Origin of the sequence: Paraburkholderia sp. USG1, from assembly GCF_031570135.1 — a bacterium.
Taxonomy (GTDB): domain Bacteria; phylum Pseudomonadota; class Gammaproteobacteria; order Burkholderiales; family Burkholderiaceae; genus Paraburkholderia; species Paraburkholderia dioscoreae.
Genome location: NZ_JAMWXW010000042.1, coordinates 15133 through 35203, shown reverse-complemented (window position 1 = coordinate 35203; position 20071 = coordinate 15133). Strand labels below are relative to the sequence as shown.

Below are 20071 nucleotides of genomic sequence, written 5' to 3'. Positions count from 1 at the left end.
GCCATTTCTGTGTCGTGTTGGCGCCGCCTGGCCTGTCGGGTCTGTCACGAACGGGTGTTCGCGGCATGACATGCGGCTTTTTTCGCGCAAGCCGAGGCTGCCCGTGAAGGCCGACGTCCGGCCCATACACAGGTATCACATTTCTGGAGTTCGGCCGTGCTGGAATGGGTCCGACAGCACCGTGCCTGTGCGCCTGTTTGCTGCCGTTCTTTCCCTCACACGGAGTCTGGAAAAATGACGATATCCCCGGCCAGCGGTGCGACTTCTTCCGTCCGGGAGGAGGTTTACAGGTCGAACAGCGATACTGGAAAGCTAGGACCGGCAGACAGTGCGTTGCCGAAACCGGTTCTCGCACCGCCGATAGCTCCACAGGCAACCTCGAAGAAGAAGAGCGATGTACCCGCGCGTCCGGTAACGCCTTCCACATCAGCCGTTTTATCCGCGCGCCAGACCGTATCCGCTCGCGCCGGTGCCGTGACGGGAAAGGATCTCCAGGGATCGAACGGCGCGCGCTCCGCTGCGGCCGCCAACCCGCAGCGGACCACGCAAGCCACCGGCACGCTGCCCAATGCAAGCCTGGGGGAGTTCAAGGGGCTCCTCGGCAAGTACGACACGGTAGATGGCGAGGTTCACCGCAGCAGCGACGCTAACTCGCAAATTGCACAAAAGATCGAAGCGGGCATCCAGCAGGAAATGACCGGCTATCCTCCTGAGGTGATCCGGTTCCAGGAAAGACAAACGCGCCTGCAAGGCATGCTGGCTGAACTGCCCGATAGCGAACGTCAATTTTACGGCGGTGTGCTTGCGACTTTGGGCACGGCCTACCAGCTTGAAACCGATAACGACAAACGCTACGCGATCGATGAGAAACTGACCGGTCTGGAGAACGCCGTTCTTGAAGAAAGCAACCGGGTTCGCAACGATCCTGTGGACCGGGTGCTGGGCCAGTTCAACCCGCCGATGGGGGAGGCCTATCTGAACAGGGAAGACCGGGAACGGGTGGGCAGGCTGGAAAAACTGCGCGAAGAGTTTCTCGGGGCAACGGATGCGGACGAACGGGAGGACATATTCGCCGAAGCCAGCGACCTCAAAAGAAAACTGCAGGAACGCATTTCCGTCGAAGTCGGCAAACGCCAGCAGGTAGAACGGGCGCAGTGGAAGGAGGCCAACGGCGAAGTGGACCGCATCGTGCAGGAAGCCCAGGCGCAGACCGATCCCGCAAAACGCTACGAACTGGTAGGCCGTCAACTGTTTCAGATCAACCCCGGGCAGGACGAGTTGAAAGACAAGGTGGTTCTGGCCTTTATGCAACGCATGCACGACTCGCCGGAACTGCGGGACAAACTGGACGCCTGGCATGATCAGGTGAGCGGCCCACTGAATGCGCAATCAGTGGGCGCGGCCAAACGATATACGGACATTCTCGGAAACCTGCCGCCGGTGGGCGCCGACTACGTGCGCGATCTGAGCGACCGGTACAACGCCGTCCTCAAGGACGCCAGTTACAAGGACTATTCCATCACGCCTGCGGCGCGGGCGGAGAAGCTGGCCGGCCAGGTGCTGGAAGGCATAGCCCGGGTGCTGCTCGGTCTGACGCCTCTGGCCCCGCTGGCTGATCTATTGCCCTCGACCCTGCCGGACAACGTCCGCATGGGGCTCGATTATGGTTCGGCGCTGCTGGGCATGCTGGGTGGAGAGGGCTCGAGTGTTGCGAGGGAAGTCAGCCTTGCGGGTAAAGCGGTTTCTGCGGCAGCGCGGGAGGCCGAGGCGGCCAGCATGGCCGGGGAAGGCGGGGGCACTGCGGGCAAAGACCTGGTTCAGGCGGCGGGTCGAGGCATCGTCGATGGGCTACGGGCAGAACAGACCTTGAGCCGCGAGGCATTGGCCGCGGAAAAGGCGCTGCAGGAGAAGACGCTTGCCGAGGCTGGACCGGCGGTGGATCCGACCAGCCTGCTGGCGCACCAGAGCGTGGGAGACAACCCCTATGGGTCACTGGTGAGCTATGCCGATCCCGACGTTGCGGTGAAGGATCTCCGTGCGGGGCCGACCGAAGGCATTCTGGTGGATGCCCACGGTGACCGGTATATCGAACTGGGCGGAAAGGCTTATCACGTCCGCTTTGACCGGGACACAAACGGCTGGCGGGTGTTTAACAAGGGAGCGGATCTGAAGCCGCAATATCCTGTCCGCCTGAATGAGACGTCGCGCCAATGGGAGCTTGATGGGGAGGTGGGGCTGAGGGGTGGAATGCCCCCCAAAATTAGCGGTGAAATCCGGCAGGAAGTCATCAGACTATTGAGGGAAGGGGAGATGCCGATGAATCAAATAGCCAAGGAGGTGGGAATAGACCCTAGGTCAGTAAGCAAAATTGCCAGAGAAGAAAATATCCCCCTTTCTGCCCCCGCTTCCTTAAGTAGACGACCCCTCTCAGATGTAACCAGACGAGACATTCTCAAGCTGTTGACAAACGGTCAGCTGACGCAAAAGGAGATCGCCGCGCAACTGGGAGTATCTCCGTTTGCCGTGAAAAAAATTGCCCGCGCCAATGGTGTCAAATCACCTGCGGGGTTAAAGCCGGAAATTCGACGGACAGCTATCCAGTTGCTGGAGCAAGGCGAGTTGACACATAAAGAAATAGCGCAAAAATTGAGAATAGCGCAATCTTCGGTAAGCAATATTGCCCGTCAGCAAAATATTCCCTTAAAGGTTGCGGCCTCTTTGCGCGCTTTGAAAATCTCACCGGGAGACCGCCAGGAAATCATCAAACTGCTCAACGAGGGAATGTCACAACGGAAAATAGGCGAGCTGATGGGTGTGTCTAGAACCACGGTAGGGAAGATCGCCAAGCAGAATGGGATCGCTGCTCGCATGCCGGGGAGTGTTACGCCCGGGCAGATAGATCAGGTATTTGCACTGAAAAACCAGGGGAAATCCACTCGCGAAGTTGCTGATGCAGTCAAGCTTTCGCAGAAAAAAGTCAGGGATATTTTGGCGAACTACAACGCCAACACTTACAAAAAGTCGTGGTGGGACACGACGCCGGAAAAGCGGACCGCGGCCATTCAGCAACTGGACGACGGCAAAACTCCCAAAGAAGTTGCCGGGGAGCTGGAACTCCCGCTGGAAACCGTGCGGGGAATTGCCAATCAGCACCGAATGGCCAGGGATTCGTTGGCAACCGAGCTTCTGGCGCAGGAAAAATCGCCCGAAGCGGTTGCTGATTCGCTCGACATGCCTCCGGGCTATGTCAGGCGTCTGAAGCAGGGCGTGCCCGAGGGCACGCATGACATCCATTTCACACCGAAAGATCGGGATGCGGCAATGGCCATGTTCGAAAAGGGCTATACCCGGGAGGAGGTTGCCACGAAACTCGGCATCTCTCCGTGGAAAGCCCGTAGTCTTGCTAACGAATTCCGTACGCAAACCATGGACTCCGTGACGCCGGAGCAACTTGACGATATTGCGCGCGCGCTCGGCACCCGGGATTACGGCTTTACGACCGGCGATCTCGCCCGGGGCACCAATCTGCCCGAGAGTACGGTCGCGCTCGTCGAACAGGAGTATGCGAGCGGCTTCATATCGCGCCCAATGTCGCCGAAACCCGGCACGTCTTCGGCCCTGTCGCCGGAGATGGTCGATCACTACGAATGGATTCCACCGCTTTCGCCAGAGCAGGAAATCGAGGCGATTCGTGCAATGAATGAAGGCGATAGCCTCAAGGACGTCGCGACCCAGCTCAAGCAGCCTCACGCGGCCATTGAACGCTTGTATGAAGAGGATCTTCCCCTTGTGGCGCCACAGGACGATGTTGTTGACGCCCCGCCAGCAGAACGGCCTCCTCAGGGAACGATGGTGTTCAGCGAAGCCGATAAAGCTGAAATTCGAAATCTTGCACGGACGAGCGGATTGAGCCCGTCATTCATTGGCCAATTGTTTGGTGCGTCGGAGGAAGACATAAAAAGAGTCCTGAGCTCGAATCCCTGAGCACCCGGGCATCCAATGAGGAAGGGCCTGTTGTATGTCGGGGTGCTTCCTCAGCGCAGCGACGCCTCGCAGGCGAGGGCGCTTTCCCTCATAGGCGCAACGCCAGCACACCGCCAGGTTGGGAAGCGCGCTGACACACCCGAACACGCACAGACAAAAGCGCCGTGAAGACAAAAAAGCCATTCCTCCCAGGGGCATATAATGACGAACGATCCGCCGCCCCTCCAGACAAATGCCCGACCTGCTAGCCAATCTCAACCCCGAACAACACGCCGCCGTCACGCTTCCCAACGAGCCCGCGCTCATTCTCGCCGGCGCGGGCAGCGGCAAGACCCGCGTTCTGATCACGCGCATCGCGTGGCTCATCCAGCACGGCCTGGCGTCGCCCGCCACGATTCTGGCGGTGACCTTCACCAACAAGGCCGCCCGCGAAATGATGTCGCGCCTGTCGGCGCTTCTGCCGATCGACACCCGCGGCATGTGGATCGGCACCTTCCACGGTCTGTGTAACCGCATGTTGCGCGCGCATCATCGTGACGCGGGTTTGCCGGCCACCTTCCAGATTCTCGACACGGCGGACCAACTGTCCGCGATCAAGCGTCTGATGAAGGGCCTTAACATCGACGACGAAAAGTACCCGGCGAAAAACCTCCAGTACTTCATCAACAACGCGAAGGAACAAGGCCTGCGGCCCAAAGACGTCGACGCCACGGACAACTTCAACCGCAAGTTCGTCGAACTCTACGAAGCCTACGACCAGCAATGCCAGCGCGAAGGCGTGGTCGACTTTCCGGAACTGCTGCTGCGCTGCTACGAGTTGCTCGCGCACAATCCGCCGCTGCGCGCGCACTATCAGGCGCGTTTCCGGCACATTCTGGTGGACGAGTTCCAGGACACCAACAAGCTGCAGTATGCGTGGCTCAAAATGCTGGCGGGCCAGACCAATTCGATCTTCGCGGTCGGCGACGACGACCAGTCGATCTACGCGTTCCGGGGCGCGAACGTCGGCAACATGCGCGACTTCGAACATGAGTTCAACGTTCGCCACCTGATCAAGCTCGAGCAGAACTACCGCTCGCACGGCCATATTCTCGACGCGGCCAATCAGCTGATCGCCAACAACTCGCGGCGTCTGGGCAAGAATCTGCGTACCGACGCGGGTCACGGCGAACCGGTGCGCGTGTATGAATCCGCAACCGATTCGCAGGAAGCCGGCTGGATCGTCGAGGAAATCAAGGCGCTGATCAGCACCGGCACGTCGCGCAGCGAAATCGCGATCCTGTACCGCAGCAACGCCCAGTCACGCACGATCGAACACACGCTGGTCAACGCGGGTATCGCGTACCGCGTGTACGGCGGCTTGCGCTTTTTCGAGCGCCAGGAAGTCAAGCACGCGCTTGCCTATCTGCGCCTGATCGACAATCCGAACGACGACACCGCGTTCGCGCGCGTCGTCAATTTCCCGACCCGTGGTATCGGCGCGCGCTCTATCGAGCAACTCGCGGACGCGGCGCGTCTGTACAACTGCTCGATGGCCGCGGCGATTCCGTACGTGGCGGGCAAGGCGGGTTCGAGTCTCGCGGGCTTCGCAAACCTGATCGGCAAGATGCGCGCGGAAACGCAGCAGATGAGCCTGCCGGAAACCGTCGAATACGTGGTTCGCGCGAGTGGTCTGTCGGAGTTCTATCAGAATGAACGCGAAGGCCAGGACCGGCTGGAGAACTTGCAGGAACTGGTCAACGCGGCAGCGGCGTTCGTCAGCGAAGAGGGCTACGGCATGGACACGCCGGCCCGCTCCATTCCGCTGCGTCCGGGTGCGACCGCCGCGCCCGAACTGGCGGTCGCCACCGACGATCCGAACACCGTCGTGCTGGACGCCCCCGGCATCGCCGATCCGGCGCAAAACCCGGACACGATGACGCCGCTCGCCGGTTTCCTGTCGCATGCGTCGCTCGAAGCGGGCGACAACCAGGCGCAAGCCGGCCAGGAAGCCGTGCAACTGATGACGGTCCACGCCGCCAAGGGCCTCGAGTTCACGGCGGTGTTCATCACCGGTCTCGAAGAAGGGCTGTTCCCGCACGAGAACAGCGCAATGGAATCGGACGGCCTGGAAGAAGAGCGCCGCCTGATGTACGTGGCGATCACGCGGGCCAAGGAGCGCCTGTATCTGTCGTTCGCGCAAAGCCGCATGCTGCACGGTCAGACCCGCTACAACATCCGTTCGCGTTTCTTCGACGAACTGCCGCAGGAAACGCTCAAGTGGCTCACGCCGAAGATCGAGCCGGGCGCGCGCTGGGGCGGCCGTTCGGACAACGCGGGTTATGGGCGCGACTGGTTCGCGCGGCCGGGTTATACGGGCGCCGCGTCGTCGACGCCCGCGCCGTTACCTGCGTTCGCGAACGAACAGCGCGCGGCGGAAACGGGTTTCCGCGTGGGCCAGCAAGTGTTCCACACCAAGTTCGGCGAAGGCACGATCACCGCGCTCGAAGGCGGCGGCACCGACGCGAAGGCACAGGTCAAATTCAAGCGGCATGGCGAGAAGTGGCTGGCGCTCGCGGTCGCCAAACTGCAGGCGGTGGAATGAGCGGGGCGGGGGCAGGCATGCCGGGAACGGGCGCGCCCGGCGCAGCAGCGGCCGGCACACCAGTGACCGGCGCGGGAGCGGCTGACGCAGGCATGATGTCGGCGCCCATGTCCGCTATCGATCCGGACCGCGGCGGCGCGCCGGTTTCGCATCGGCCGCTCGGGATTCTGGCGGCTTTGCCGCAAGAGCTCGGCGATCTGCTCGAAGCGATGCGCGCCGAGGCCGGCGTGCGCACGATCACGCACGGTCAACGGGACTATCACCTGGGCACCGTTCACGGTGCGCCGTGTGTCGTCACGCTGGCGCGCGTCGGCAAGGTCGCGGCGGCGGCCACGGTCAGCGCGCTGATCCACGCGTTCGACGTGGAAGCGATCGTGTTTACGGGCGTGGCCGGTGGCGTCGGGGCGGAGGTGCGGGTGGGCGATATCGTCGTCGCCGACGCGTTGCTGCAGCACGATCTCGACGCGTCGCCGCTGTTCCCGCGTTTCGAAGTGCCGTTGCTGGGCGTCTCGCATTTCAGCGCCGATGCGGCGTTGGCCGCACAGTTGGCCGCGGCCTGCGAGCGTTTCGTCGCGGAAGAGGGCCCGGCCTCGGCGGCGCGTTTCGGTACGCGCGAGCCGCGCGTGCATCGCGGTTTGATCATCAGCGGCGATCAGTTCGTGGCCAGCGCAGCCGGCGTTCGGGCTTTGCGCGATGCACTGCCGAACGCGCTCGCCGTGGAAATGGAAGGCGCGGCGATCGCGCAGGTCTGTCACGAATACGGCGTGCCGTGCGCGGTCGTGCGGACCATCTCGGATACGGCGGACGATCACGCGCCGGCATCTTTCGTGTCGTTTCTCACGGAGATTGCCGGCGCGTATTCGAACGCGATCCTGACGCGGTTTCTGCAGGCGCGGAGCTCGCGGGCCTGACGGCCGGCGTCGAACGCGTATTGCCGGAGCCTTATTGCCGGTGGTCCGTGTCTGCAACAATGGCGCGCGCTTCGATCCGCCTCGCCCGTGCCCGCTACTTGTCCCCGGCGTCGCCCAGCGCGTCGCTCACCTGCTGCAATGCCGCCGGATCTTCGATGGTCGGCAGATCGCCCGGATCGCGGCCTTCCGCGAGCGCCGCGATCGCGCGGCGCAGCAGCTTGCCGGAGCGCGTCTTCGGCAGCATCGACACTACGACCACGCGCGCCGGCCGCGCAATCGCGCCGAGCTGGCGGTCGACCGTCGCCATGAGTTCCACCTCCAGTTTGCTGCGCCTGGTGGCGTCCGCATAGGCCTGCGCGTCGCGCAGCACCACGAAGGCCATCGCCGCCTGACCCTTTAACGCGTCCGTTACGCCAACTACCGCGACTTCCGCGACGCCCGCGTGGCTCGACAACGCCTCCTCGATTTCGCGCGTGCCGAGCCGGTGGCCGGCGACGTTGATCACGTCGTCGGTGCGGCCGAGGATCGTCACGTAGCCGTCTTCGTCCTGCACGCCCCAGTCGAACGTCGAATAGACCTGCTGGTTCGGTATGCTCGACCAGTACGTGCTGACGAAGCGCCTGTCGTCGCCCCATACCGTCGACATGCAGCCCGGCGGCAGCGGATAGCCCAGCGTGAGCACGCCCTTTTCGCCGGGCGGGCAAGGCTCGCCGGTCAATTCGTTGCGCAAGGTCAGATTGAAACCGGCCGATGGCACGCCCGGCGAGCCGAGCTTGGTGGGCAGCGCCTCGACGCCGCGCGGAATGGCCAGCATCGGCCAGCCGGTTTCGGTCTGCCAGTAGTTGTCGATCACCGGCTTGCCGAGCGCGTCGGCGATCCATGCGGCGGTCGGTTCGTCGAGCGGTTCGCCGGCGAGGAACAGCGTGCGCAGGCTCGACAGATCGGCTTGCTTCAGGAACGCCGGATCCTGCTTTTTCAGCACGCGCAAGGCGGTCGGCGCAGTGAACATCAGATTGATCCTGTGATGCTCGACGAGGCGCCACCAGATGCCGCCATCGGGACGGATCGGCGTGCCTTCGTACATCACCGTGGTGAGGCCGGCGATCAGCGGCGCGTAGACGATGTAGCTATGGCCGACCACCCAGCCCACGTCCGACGCGGTGAACATGACGTCGCCCGGCTTGCCCTGGAAGATATGTTCCATCGAGGCCGCCAGTGCGACCGCGTAGCCGCCGACGTCGCGCTGCACGCCCTTCGGCTTGCCGGTCGTGCCCGACGTGTACAGCACATAGGAAGGCTCGTTGGATTCGAGCCACTCGCACGGCACGTGGGCGTCGAAGAACTGTTCGCGCAGCGGTTCGTAGGCGACCAGATAGCTGGCGTTGAGGCGCTCGGGCGCGAGCTGCCGGTCGATCAGCAGGACGCGCGGCGTCTTGTGGGTCGCGCGTGCGAGCGCTTCGTCCACCAGCGGCGTGTAGTCGATCACTTTGCCGCCGCGCGCGCCCGCGTCGGCGGTGACGATCAGCACCGGCTTCGCGTCGTCGATGCGGGCCGCGAGGTTGGGCGCCGCGAAGCCGCCGAACACCACCGAATGAATCGCGCCGAGCCTTGCGCAGGCGAGCATCGCGAACAGGGCTTCGGGGATCATCGGCAGATAAAGCAGGACGACGTCGCCACGCTTCACACCGAGCGAGCGCATGACCGCGGCCATCCGGTTGATCTCCGCGTGCAGCTCGGCGTAGGTGTAGCGGCGTTCGATACCGGTTTCCGTCGATACGTACACCAGCGCGTTCTGCTGCGCGCGCTCGGCCAGATGGCGGTCCACTGCGTTATGGCACAGATTCGTGCGACCGCCGACGAACCAGCGCGCGAACGGCGGATTCGAGCGGTCGAGCACCGTGTCGAACGGCGTCTGCCAATGGATGCGCCGCGCTTCGTCGCGCCAGAATGCCTCGGGGTGCTCGATCGAACGGCGGTGGAAGTCGCGATAGCTGGTCATCTGCGGCGATCCTTCTGCTGCGTAAGTGAACGGTTGTCGGGTCGTGCGGCCGTGCGGCGCGGCGCGAGAACACGGGGGTATCCGCACAAGCATAGAGCACGCGCGGCTCGGCGGACAACGCGGGTTCACCATGAGCGGCGCGGCGTACTGTCGGGCGCGGCAATGGGCCGCGTCCCCGACACGGCGCAGTCCCTGAGTTCACGCCAGGACAACGACAAAGAAAAAAGGCGCCGAAGCGCCTTTTCTCATCAGACCCGAGGTCGGACTGCCATCAAGCCTTTGCGCGCTTGCCTTCCACGTCCGGCAGGAACACCGTCAGCACGCCGATTAGCGGCAGGAACGAACAGACCTTGTAGACGTACGTGATGCTCGTGGCATCGGCCAGTTGCCCGAGCACGGCCGCGCCGATCCCGCCCATGCCGAACGCGAAGCCGAAGAACAGGCCCGCGACCATACCCACCTTGCCGGGGATCAACTCCTGCGCATACACGAGGATCGCCGAGAAGGCCGACGCCAGCACCACGCCGATGACCACCGTCAGCACGCCGGTCCAGAACAGATTGGCGTAGGGCAGCAGCAGCGTGAAGGGCGCCACGCCGAGAATCGACACCCAGATCACATATTTGCGACCGATCCGGTCGCCGATCGGTCCGCCGATCACCGTGCCCGCCGCCACCGCCGCGAGGAACACGAACAGATGGACCTGCGCGGCCTGCACCGGCAGATGGAATTTGTCGATCAGATAGAAGGTGAAGTAGCTGTTGATGCTGGCGAGATAGAAGTACTTCGAGAACACCAGCAGGATCAGCACGCCCATCGCGAACATGACCTTATTGCGCGAGAGCGTGGCATGGCCGGCCGCGCTGCGCGCCTTCTTCACCGACGGATGCTGCTTGTACCAGCGGCCGATCTGCGTCAGCACCACGATCGCGACGAGCGCCGCCACCGAGAACCACGCAATGCTGCGCTGGCCGTGCGGAATCACGATCAACGCGGCGAGCAGCGGGCCGAGCGACGAACCCGCGTTGCCACCCACCTGGAACAGCGACTGCGCGAGGCCGTGACGGCCGCCCGACGCCATGCGCGCCACCCGCGACGATTCCGGGTGGAACACCGACGAACCGCAGCCCACCAGTGCCGCCGCCACCAGCAGCACGCCGAAATTGGGCGCGACCGACATCAGCAGCAGGCCGGCGAGCGTGAAGCCCATGCCGACGGGCAGCGAATATGGCTTCGGATGCTTGTCCGTATAAATGCCGACGAGCGGCTGCAGCAGCGACGCGGTGATCTGGTAAGTCAGCGTAATCAGGCCGATCTGTCCGAACGACAACGAGAAGTTGTCTTTCAGCATCGGGTAGATCGCGAGGATCAACGACTGGATCATGTCGTTGAGCAGATGCGAAAAGCTGATTGCGCCGAGCACGGAGTAGACCGTGCGCTGGACTTTGGCCGCCGGCTGCGGCGCGCCGGTGGTTCCGGCTCCGGCTGGCGCGCCGGCGAGGGCGCTTTTATCGAGGCTCGTTTCCATACGGTAGATGAGAGAGGAGAAAGAGAGTGATTTGAAGCCGCCTGCGCTGCTAAAACGCACATTTTGAACGTTGCGGCATTGGGACGCGACATCTGGCGTCGTCAGCTATTCGTCGAAGTTTAATGTGGCCTGAGCGAATTGTAAGGACAAGTTTTGTCGCGAATCGGACGCACGATGCTCAGGAGGGACAGAAGTCGTGCGCCGAAACCGGGAGCCGTGCGCACCGCAGCGGTGCGGCCAGGTGGTGTCATGCCGCGACCACGTGTGGGCGATATCTCGTCTGATAAATGCCGCCTCCGGGATTTTTGGCCGTGTATAAAACCCGTCGCGGGCGCGAAGCTTACGAGGCGGCGCGTCGAGGACCGGGCGACATGCGGTCGGCATTTCGCGAGCGACGCTAAAGATCGCAGACGTTTGTGCCGTAGACCCGGAGAGATGGGCAGCAATGCCGGAACCGACCTTTCCGGCAGTTCTACACGTGGGGACGGGGAAATATGAAAGCAGTTTCGCTGGGTAGCCAGACAGGCGCCGGGTTCATACCGGAAGGAGAAGCGGCCGGCAAAACGCCGCCGCAGGGCGAGCGCAGCCGCTCGCGGGCGGTCAGGCTCAAGGGTTTGTCGGTGAAGGCGATGCTGCGCCTCGCGTTCGCCGTCTTGCTGATCGGTACACTGTTGATCGGCGTGTTTGCGCTGACCCAGATCAGCCGTCTGAACGCGTCCGCCCAATCCATTTACGATCAGGGGCACGTTGCCAGCCGTGCGGCCGAAGAGGCGCGCGGCTACATGCTGCGCGCGAGCCGCGCGCAGAAAATGCTGCTCACCGCGACCACCGCGAAAGAACGCGACGATCTCGGCGCCGACATCGAGACGGGCCTGAGCGGTCTCGCTACGCAACTGCGCATGCTGCAACAGTACGTCGACACCTCCGACGCGAAGGCGGTCGACCAGCAGAAGAAATTCGCCGCCGCCGTGACGGCGTGGAGCGGCCATCTGCGCGACTTCGTGACGCTCGTGAAAGCGCAGCCGCTCGATCTGTCGCAGATGAACTGGCAGGTCGGCACGCAGGACGTGTCGCTGCTGGTCGAAACCGGCAAGCTCGAAAAACTCGTCGACGAACTCGTCGCGCAGCGCGCGACGGCGGCGAAGGCGACTATCGAGGCGTCGGGGTTCATTTACCACTCGTCGTTCGTGATGATCGCGCTGGCCACGCTCGGCCTGATCGTGCTCGCATTCGGCATCAGCGAGTGGGTGGTGCGGCGCCTTGCCGGCCAGCTCGGCGGCGAGCCGGTGTACGCGAAGGAAATTGCCAGCCGGATCGCGGCGGGCGATCTGTCCGTCGAGATCGCGTTGGGCCGCAAGGACAGGTCGAGCATGCTGTTCGCGCTGCAAGACATGCAAAGCGGCCTCGCGACGACGGTCGCCGACATTGCGTCGAGCGCGGACGCGATTGCGACCGCGTCAGGCGAGATTTCGATGGGCAACCTGGATCTGTCGCAGCGTACCGAGCAGCAGGCAATGGCGCTCGAGCGCACCGCGAGCAGCATGGAGCAGCTGACTTCGACCGTCCGTCAGAACGCCGACAATGCGAAGCAGGCGAGCACGCTGGCCAATAACGCTTCGGAGATCGCGGAGAAGGGCGGCGCGGTGGTGAGCCGGGTGGTCGCGACCATGAACGAGATCAACGATAGCGCGCGCAGTATCGGCGACATCATCGGCGTGATCGAGGGGATTGCGTTTCAGACCAATATTCTTGCGTTGAACGCGGCGGTCGAGGCGGCCCGTGCCGGCGAGGAAGGGCGCGGGTTTTCCGTGGTCGCCGCGGAAGTGCGTAATCTGGCGCAGCGTAGCGCGGCGGCGGCCAAGGAGATCAAAGGCTTGATCAGCACGTCGGTCGAGCGGGTGAGCAACGGGTCGACTCTGGCTCAGGACGCCGGGCAGACTATGGATGAAGTCGTCAAGGCCGTGAAGCGTGTTACCGACATCATGGGCGAGATTTCGGCGGCTTCGTCCGAGCAAAGCGCCGGGATCGAAGAGATCAACCTCGCGGTGACGCAGATGGATTCCGGAACGCAGCAGAACGCGGCGTTGGTGGAACAGGCGACAGCCGCGGCCAGGTCGCTGGACGATCAGGCGCGCGGGTTGAAGGTGATGGTGGGGAAGTTCAGGTTGTGAGTTCGGGTGAAGCGATCCTCGTAGAGGATCGCGAGCTGATTGATTGCTGCCTTCCAGTCATTGAGCATGCATTGGGCATGCGGGAGAATCGTCGCGCCTCCCGGCGGTTAATTCGCATCCCTGAAAAGATTTCCCTCTGCGTGGCGACGGTTTACGGAGCGTGATTATTCCGTTGGCATAAACCACGGCCCGTGGTCCAAAACCAGAACTTATCCGACAATCTTCGCGTGACTCCGCTGATAGCCTGTTCAGCACAAAAACGTTCTTCACCTGAGTCCCATCTTGCCGTTCAGTAAATCAAGCGCCGCGATGTACTTGAATGTACCGGGCTGACTGAGGCAATATGAAAAAACTCACCGCCCTGATCGTCTCTGCGCTATTGCTCTCCGCCGGATCCTTTTCCAACAGACGGCATCAGCCGACGACAATATCTCGGCAGACGTAAACACGAAAGCGTTTTACGCCTGGTACATCAAATCACAGTCTGCCGACACCTATCCTCTGTTGAACAAAGGCGTTTACGCCTATGTCGCAAAAGGGACAGTCGATCGGCTGCGTGACGCCTACCTTCGCAACCGCCTGCCGGGCGATACCGATTATTTCACGAAAGTTCAGGACCATGACGCGTCCGACTGGACCGACCATATCGCAACACACGCTCCCGTCATGCTCGGCGAGGTTGCCGTGGTGCCCGTCACCTTTGGCTCCAGAGATCGAATCAGCGTCCTGGTTTTCCTGCGAAAGGAGGCGCGCGGCTGGAAAATCACCAAAGTCGACGACACGCTCGATTATCACTAGGGTGGCCACAACCTGTCCAAACAGGGCCACCGCTAACCAACCACCGTGACCGCCCAAAAAGCCGACATCCCCGCAACACTCCCAAAAGCACGCAAGCAAAAAAATCAGCTAGCCTTGGCGCTCCCAGGCGTAATCACAACCGTACAAGTAATCCCCGCCGCCAGCACGACATTGTCGGGTACCGAATCGATCTTCACCCTTACAGGCACGCGCTGCGCCAACCGCACCCAGTTAAAAGTCGGATTCACGTCAGCAAGCAGCTCACGGCTTTCAGGATTGTCCCGATCATAAATCCCTCGGGAAATACTCTCGACATGCCCCTGCAGCGTGCCGCCGCTCATCAACCGGACTGCTGCCTTATCGCCGACGTGCACGTGCGGCAGCTTGGTTTCTTCGAAATACCCATACACCCAGAACGAGTGGCTATCGACAATCGCCAGCTTGGCCGAACCAACCGTCGCGTAGTCGCCGCGGAACACGCTCAGGTTCGTGACATACCCGTCGACCGGCGACACCACGCGCGTGCGTTCGAGGTTCAGCTTGGCTGCATCGAGCGTAGCCAAAGCCTGCTGATAGGAAGCCTCGGCGGCCGAAGCCGTGTGAGTGGCATTTTCACGGTTCTCTTTCGACACCACCAGCGCATCCATATCCGCACGCCGTTGCGCGTCATCGCGCCTCATCTGCAACTCGGCCTTTCGCGCGGCGACCGCAGCCTGGGCCTGTTCAACCGCAAGCTGATAGTGCGACGGGTCGATCTGCATCAGCAGATCGCCTTTCTTCACCAGCTGATTGTCCTTCACGGGCAGATCGACAATCGCTCCCGAGACATCCGGTGCGATATTTATGATCTCGGCGCGCACGCGACCGTCGCGGGTCCACGGTTCGTCCATGTAATGGACCCACAGCACGCGTCCAATCAGAATCGCGACGATAAAAATAACGGCTGTCGCGACGAAGCCCACAATATTTCGGATGGTCATGTTTCGACTCTTATCAACGATAAACGGCAAGGCCCAGCATGCCGCATACACACACGAGCAGGCTGGCCCGGAACAAGGACGGATGCCACACCACGCGATACAGGCCCGTGTGGGCAATCACGCGGTCCAGCATCCAGGTAAGCGCGGCGCCCGCAATAAACAGCAGCACGATGGCCGGTATGTACGCGTCCAGAACGGCGATATCACGTGGCATGACGAACTCCCTCTGACGCGCTGGCACGTCCGCTCATCAGCGACTCAAGCGGTGATTGCGGATCGAGCAGCGCGGTACGAATGAAATGCAGTTGACTCAAAATGCGTTGCAGCTGGTGGCGCTCTTCACGCGGCGGCGTAAAAGCGGCCAGCATCTGTTGAACGGCGGCGATCGCGTCCGCGGTCGCGGCGAGCGCGCGGTCGAAGCGGTCTTCACGCGGCCGCTCGAATAGCGCGGCCAGCGCGTCGCGCATGGCACGCAGCGAGACGCGCCACGGCATTGACCGTGCGTAACGCGCGTCGGCGGGCAGCGCCGCCACTTCGCGGCGCAGGTCGATCACCGCGTTGCCCACTTCGAGCACCGAGAAGAGCCAGCGCAACGTGTCGCGTTTGAGTTCGGGCTCGTGCTGCGCGAGCGCGTTGATCTGGAACATCAGATCGCGCGCGCCGCTCTCGAAGCGCGACCGCACCCGGCGCATGCCCGCGCGGCTCGCCAGCACCACCTGGCGACGCAAATCCACCAGCAGGCGGTTACGCAGCCAGGGCGTCGAAGGCGGCAGCAACACCGCGAACGCGATCGACGCCACCAGCATGGACAGCACGAGCGCTACGGCATCGTTCATGTAGCCGCTCGGATCGTAGTGAATCACGTTGTCCGGGCCGGCCAGGAAACAGAAGAAGATGCAATAGCCGACACCGTAACCGGCCAGCGCGGGCCGTGTCGTCATGAGCACGCCGAGCAGCAGGAACGGCGCGAGGGTGGCGCACAGCAGCGGGAAGCCATCCACGTGCGGGAACACGCCGAATACCGCGATCATCCCCATCACCGTGGCGACCAGGGTGCCGGCGGCCATCTGGAACGCCGTGCGTTTCGGATTCGGCGACGACGACGCCAGCGCGCACACGGCCGCGGCCGTCAACGTCAAGGTCGAACCGCTCGGCCACGCAGTCGCGATCCAGAACGCGCCGAGCGCGATCATCACGATGGCGGCGCGCACGCCCGCGACGCTGGCGGCAATCGCGTTCGTCTTCGGTTCGTAACGCTCGATCCAGCGCTCGCGCTCATGTGTATCGACGGCGAGCGACGCATACGTGGCCGCATAGGCATGCAGATCGTCGATGAAGCGGTACAGCAGTTCGGCGCCGGTGTCGAAGTCGAGCAGCGGCGCGTCGGGATGCACTTCCAGTTCGGCCCGCGTCGCGCGCACGCGTTTGGGCAGCTCGGCTTTGAAGACCTCGAGTTGCGCAGCGGCGTGCACAGCGTCGGCGGCGGTCAGCACGGGCTCGCCGGATTTCGCGAGCAGCGGGGCGATTTCCCTGAAGTACGGCTCGAGCGCTCCGACTGCAATGGCCGCGCCGCTCGTGTTCGAGTTGCGCAAGCGGTTCATCAACTGGTGCAGCGCGTGAAAGCGCGTCGAGGCGGTCATGAACTCGCTGTTCAGACGCGCGAGACGGCCACCGCGCATGCGCGAATCCGGGCCCTCGAACACGGCGACACTGCGTGCCGCTTCGAAGCCGACGATATCGGCGACAAAGCGCGCATTGGTCGCTTCGATCTGCTCGCGGTCGTTATGGCCGGCGAGCGACGCCGACACATACTCGACGAACGCCGAGAAACGCGCACGCACGGTGCCGCGCATCTGCATGCCGGCGAAGCGCGGAAACACGAGGCCGCTCACCGCACCCGCGCAGACGATGCCGACCACCACTTCGGCCACCCGCGTGAGGGCGCTCAGAAATGCGCCGTCCGGATGCTGCGAAGCGGGGATGCCGATCAGCGCGGCCGTGTAGCCGGCCAGCACGAAACCATACGATCTGAAGTTGCGGTTGCGCGCGGCGCCCGCCGTGCAGATGCCGACCCACACGCCGGTTGCGACGATGAACAGTTCCGGCTGCTGCGCGAACAGGCCGATCAACGCGAGCATCACGACGAGACCGACGAGGGTGCCGCAGATCCGGTAGAAGCTCTTTGCGAACACCATGCCGCTTTGCGGCTGCATCACGATGAAGACGGTAGTCATCGCCGTGCGCGGCTGCGGCAAGTCGAGTTTCATTGCGACGCCGAGCGCAAGGAAGCAGGCGGCGAGCGCTTTGAACAGATAGACCCACGTCAGGCCGTCGTTACGCGCCCAGTCGGCGGCGGCCGCGTATAACGCAGCGAACGACGCCGAACGCGGCGCGGAAAAAGGGGAAGCGGACATGGTCAGCTTCCTGACCTGGCCGGCTGGGCGCTGGCGGTCGAACCGGGCGCCACCGTCTTACCCTTGCCATGCGCCGGCAAAGTCTCGTTCGCCAGCGGACCGTTGGCCGGGTCGTCGAGCCCACCGCCCAGTGCCGTGACCAGCGACGCATGCGCGCCGAGCCGTTCGGCCTGAATCTTCGCCACGCCTTCCTGCGCGTGCAGCAACTGGTTTTGCGCGATCAGCACGTTCAGATAGTCGGTCAGCCCGCGCCGGTAACCTTCGCGCGACAAATCGTAGTTCTTGCGGGCCGTCGCGACAGAACGATCGGCGTCCTCGGCTTGGGTCGCAAGCGAGCGGATCCTGATCACCTGATCGGAAATGTCCTTGAGCGCGCCGACAATCGACTGGTTGTAGCGGTCGACGGCTTCGTCATAGCCCGCCGAGGCCGCGCCGAGTTGCGAACGCAGGCGGCCGCCGTCGAGGATCGGCAGCGACAGCGCCGGCCCACCGCTCCAGCTGTGCGACGGGTTCTTCAGGAACTGGAACAGCGGCCCCATGGCCGCATATCCGCCAATCGAGGCCAGCAGGTTGATGTCCGGATAGAAGTCCGCCTTGGCGACGTCGATACCGCGCGCCTGCGCCGCGACCGACCAGCGCGCCGCGACGACGTCCGGCCGATGGCCGATCAGGTCTGCGGGCAATGCGCTCGGCAGTCCGGCCGGCGTGTTCAGCGAAAGCGTCGGGCGCTGGATCGAATCGCCCGCGCCCGGACCTTTGCCGGCCAGCGCGGCCAGCTGATTGCGGCCGAGCGCGATCTTTTCTTCGATCTCGTCGATCTGGCGTTCGTATTCCGGCAGCGGCGTTTCGGCCTGGCTTACTTCCAGTTGCGTGCCGATGCCGCCTTTCAGGCGCCGGTTGGCCAGATCCACGATCTGTTGCTGCTGCTGCAAGGTGGATTTGGCGATGTCGAGCAGCGCGTAGTTCATCGACATCTCGATGTACGTGCGCACCACGTTGCCTTCCAGTTCGAGCTGGGCGGCGCGGGCATCCGCCGCGCTCGCGTGGGCGGCGTCGAGCGCGCGCTCGGCGGCGTTCTTGTCCCTGCCCCAGATATCAAGGTGATACGACAGGCCGAGCGTGCCGGTGTTGTTCCACGATTGCTCGCCCGCGAGCGCGCCTGGGCCGTAGTAGAGGTTGTCGGCCCACTTCTGGCGCTGCACCGACAGGTTGCCGTTGACTTGCGGCGACAACGCCGAACGGGCGACGCCTGCCATCGACATGGCTTCGCGCACGCGTGCCTGGGCAGCGGCGAGGCTCGGATTGCCGGCCTGCGCCGCGTCGATCCACTCGTTCAATTGCGGATCGTTGTAGGCGCGCCACCAGTCGACGGACGGCCATTGGGCGTCCGCATTGGCGGCGCGGATCGCGTTGCCGACGTCGAGCGAAGCGGGCTGGACTCCGCTCGCTTGCGGCGCGACGCCTCCGGTACTGGCACAGCCGGCGATTGTTAATAGGATCGTAAGAACCGCGGCTGCGGCGATCCCTTTAGGTACCGGAGACTGCACGATTTCCTCCAGAAATGACTATAGAAGCATGTGCGTCATTATATTTTTTGATCAATTGCGGAATAACCGGTAAAGGTGCAAGGCATTTTTACGCAATGTGTGACAATCGCCTTTGCGAATCGTGTAACAATCGCTTCCGATCACAAGGGAAAGTTATGGATACGCTTCAAAACATGCGCGTATTTGTCCGCGTCGTCGAAGCGGGCAGCTTTACGGGTGCCGCGCAGCATCTGAACACGACCACGGCCTATGCGTCGCGCGCAGTGTCCGATCTGGAAGCGCATCTGCGCACGCGCCTCTTGAACCGCACCACGCGCCGCATCGCGCTGACCGAGGCCGGCGAGCGCTACCTGCAGCGCTGCGAGCAGATTCTCGCGTACGTGGATCAGGCGGAAGCCGAGGCGGGCGACGCCCACGCCCGTCCGTCCGGCAAGCTCAAGGTGCACGCCATGACGAGCTTCGGCCAGCACTATGTGGTGCCCGCCGCGGGCCGCTATCAGGAGCGCTACCCGGACGTCCAGATCGAACTGACGCTCGCGCAGCGTATGCCCGATCTGCTCGACGAAGGCTTCGACGTGTCGCTCACGCTCGCAACCGGTCTGCCGGATTCGGGGCTGGTGTCGCAGCGCCTCGGCAGCGCGTTCAGCATTGCATGCGCGTCGCCGGCCTATCTGGAACTGCACGGCGTGCCGCAAACGCCCGCGGACCTTGTGCGTCACACCTGTCTGCAAATGGTCACGCCGGTTTTCCCGACCGACAAATGGACCTTCGACGGCCCGAACGGCGAGGAAACGATCGCCCTCGGACCGACCACCTTCCAGGTGAACGTGGCCGAAGCGATGGCGGTGGCTGTATCGAGCGGCATGGGCGTCGGGCTGATTCCGATCTACTCGGCGATCAGCGGCTTGCGAAGCGGCGAACTGGTGTGGCTGCTGCCGGAATACACGTCGCAGGCGATGAATCTGTACGCGTTGTACCCGTCGCGGCAGTATCTGGACGCCAAGATCCGCACGTGGGTCGAGTTCCTGCGCGACGTATTGCCCGCGACGCTGGCCGCGGATCACGCCGAACTGCGCGAGTTCGCGCGCACCTGAAGTACGGCGCGGCGCGATTTTTGACAATAGTTGACTAAGCGGCGGGCGCCGGTGTGCGCGC

12 protein-coding genes are annotated in these 20071 nt (G+C 63.3%); 6 read left to right on the top strand and 6 right to left on the bottom strand.

The window, feature by feature from the left end; all coding sequences use genetic code 11:
- Positions 1–234 precede the first annotated feature (234 nt).
- The 3 genes from NE850_RS35535 to NE850_RS35525 all read left to right on the top strand — a co-directional run bounded on the left by NE850_RS35535 (position 235) and on the right by NE850_RS35525 (position 7479).
- Complete coding sequence (locus NE850_RS35535; protein ID WP_310700093.1) at positions 235–3984, top strand: helix-turn-helix domain-containing protein; 3750 nt, start codon at positions 235–237, stop codon at positions 3982–3984.
- Between the two features lie 232 nt (positions 3985–4216).
- The gene (locus NE850_RS35530; RefSeq protein ID WP_007181080.1) at positions 4217–6568 is read left to right on the top strand and encodes a UvrD-helicase domain-containing protein; all 2352 of its coding nucleotides are present in this window, start codon (positions 4217–4219) and stop codon (positions 6566–6568) included.
- A 92-nt stretch (positions 6569–6660) separates the two neighbouring features.
- Positions 6661–7479 (top strand): 5'-methylthioadenosine/adenosylhomocysteine nucleosidase, encoded by an 819-nt coding sequence (locus NE850_RS35525; RefSeq protein ID WP_157187874.1) that lies wholly within the window; start codon positions 6661–6663, stop codon positions 7477–7479.
- Positions 7480–7573: 94 nt separating this feature from the next.
- Here NE850_RS35525 and NE850_RS35520 read toward each other — a convergent pair whose 3' ends face one another.
- Entirely contained in the window at positions 7574–9478 is a 1905-nt protein-coding gene (locus NE850_RS35520; RefSeq protein WP_007181082.1) for a propionate--CoA ligase, read from the bottom strand.
- A gap of 271 nt (positions 9479–9749) precedes the next feature.
- On the bottom strand, positions 9750–11006 hold the full coding sequence (locus NE850_RS35515; protein WP_007181083.1) for an MFS transporter: 1257 nt from the start codon (positions 11004–11006) through the stop codon (positions 9750–9752).
- Positions 11007–11500: 494 nt separating this feature from the next.
- Here NE850_RS35515 and NE850_RS35510 point away from each other — a divergent pair, with 494 nt between their 5' ends.
- Complete coding sequence (locus tag NE850_RS35510) at positions 11501–13177, top strand: methyl-accepting chemotaxis protein (protein WP_007181084.1); 1677 nt, start codon at positions 11501–11503, stop codon at positions 13175–13177.
- Positions 13178–13510: 333 nt separating this feature from the next.
- Positions 13511–13975 carry a DUF3828 domain-containing protein gene (locus NE850_RS39580; RefSeq protein WP_405044919.1) on the top strand — a complete coding sequence of 155 codons (465 nt, stop codon included), beginning with the start codon at positions 13511–13513 and terminating at the stop codon, positions 13973–13975.
- Between the two features lie 104 nt (positions 13976–14079).
- On the opposite strand, the gene NE850_RS35500 is transcribed toward NE850_RS39580, so the two are convergent.
- Genes NE850_RS35500 through NE850_RS35485 form a run of 4 tightly spaced genes read right to left on the bottom strand, consistent with a single transcriptional unit; the run spans position 14080 to position 18916 of the window.
- A complete protein-coding gene (locus NE850_RS35500) occupies positions 14080–14955 on the bottom strand; it encodes an HlyD family secretion protein (RefSeq protein ID WP_007181086.1) in 876 nt (291 codons plus the stop codon).
- Between the two features lie 13 nt (positions 14956–14968).
- Complete coding sequence (locus NE850_RS35495) at positions 14969–15169, bottom strand: DUF1656 domain-containing protein (RefSeq protein ID WP_007181087.1); 201 nt, start codon at positions 15167–15169, stop codon at positions 14969–14971.
- Positions 15159–17369, bottom strand: coding sequence for an FUSC family protein (locus NE850_RS35490; protein ID WP_007181088.1), 2211 nt, complete (start codon positions 17367–17369; stop codon positions 15159–15161). The genes NE850_RS35495 and NE850_RS35490 overlap by 11 nt, the downstream gene beginning before the upstream one ends.
- Positions 17370–17371: 2 nt before the next feature.
- Complete coding sequence (locus tag NE850_RS35485) at positions 17372–18916, bottom strand: efflux transporter outer membrane subunit (protein WP_007181089.1); 1545 nt, start codon at positions 18914–18916, stop codon at positions 17372–17374.
- Positions 18917–19071: 155 nt separating this feature from the next.
- Between NE850_RS35485 and NE850_RS35480 the strand changes: the two genes are divergently transcribed.
- Positions 19072–20010 carry a LysR family transcriptional regulator gene (locus NE850_RS35480; protein ID WP_007181090.1) on the top strand — a complete coding sequence of 313 codons (939 nt, stop codon included), beginning with the start codon at positions 19072–19074 and terminating at the stop codon, positions 20008–20010.
- Positions 20011–20071 lie beyond the last annotated feature (61 nt).

Bases quoted from the DNA above. Each gene is read 5' to 3' on its own strand.
- NE850_RS35530 (WP_007181080.1), top strand. From the start codon at position 4,217: ATGCCCGACCTGCTAGCCAATCTCAACCCCGAACAACACGCCGCCGTC.
- NE850_RS35525 (WP_157187874.1), top strand. From the start codon at position 6,661: ATGATGTCGGCGCCCATGTCCGCTATCGATCCGGACCGCGGCGGCGCG.
- NE850_RS35500 (WP_007181086.1), bottom strand. From the start codon at position 14,955: ATGACCATCCGAAATATTGTGGGCTTCGTCGCGACAGCCGTTATTTTT.
- NE850_RS35515 (WP_007181083.1), bottom strand. From the start codon at position 11,006: ATGGAAACGAGCCTCGATAAAAGCGCCCTCGCCGGCGCGCCAGCCGGA.
- NE850_RS35510 (WP_007181084.1), top strand. From the start codon at position 11,501: ATGAAAGCAGTTTCGCTGGGTAGCCAGACAGGCGCCGGGTTCATACCG.
- NE850_RS35495 (WP_007181087.1), bottom strand. From the start codon at position 15,169: ATGCCACGTGATATCGCCGTTCTGGACGCGTACATACCGGCCATCGTG.
- NE850_RS35490 (WP_007181088.1), bottom strand. From the start codon at position 17,369: ATGTCCGCTTCCCCTTTTTCCGCGCCGCGTTCGGCGTCGTTCGCTGCG.
- NE850_RS35480 (WP_007181090.1), top strand. From the start codon at position 19,072: ATGGATACGCTTCAAAACATGCGCGTATTTGTCCGCGTCGTCGAAGCG.
- NE850_RS35520 (WP_007181082.1), bottom strand. From the start codon at position 9,478: ATGACCAGCTATCGCGACTTCCACCGCCGTTCGATCGAGCACCCCGAG.
- NE850_RS35535 (WP_310700093.1), top strand. From the start codon at position 235: ATGACGATATCCCCGGCCAGCGGTGCGACTTCTTCCGTCCGGGAGGAG.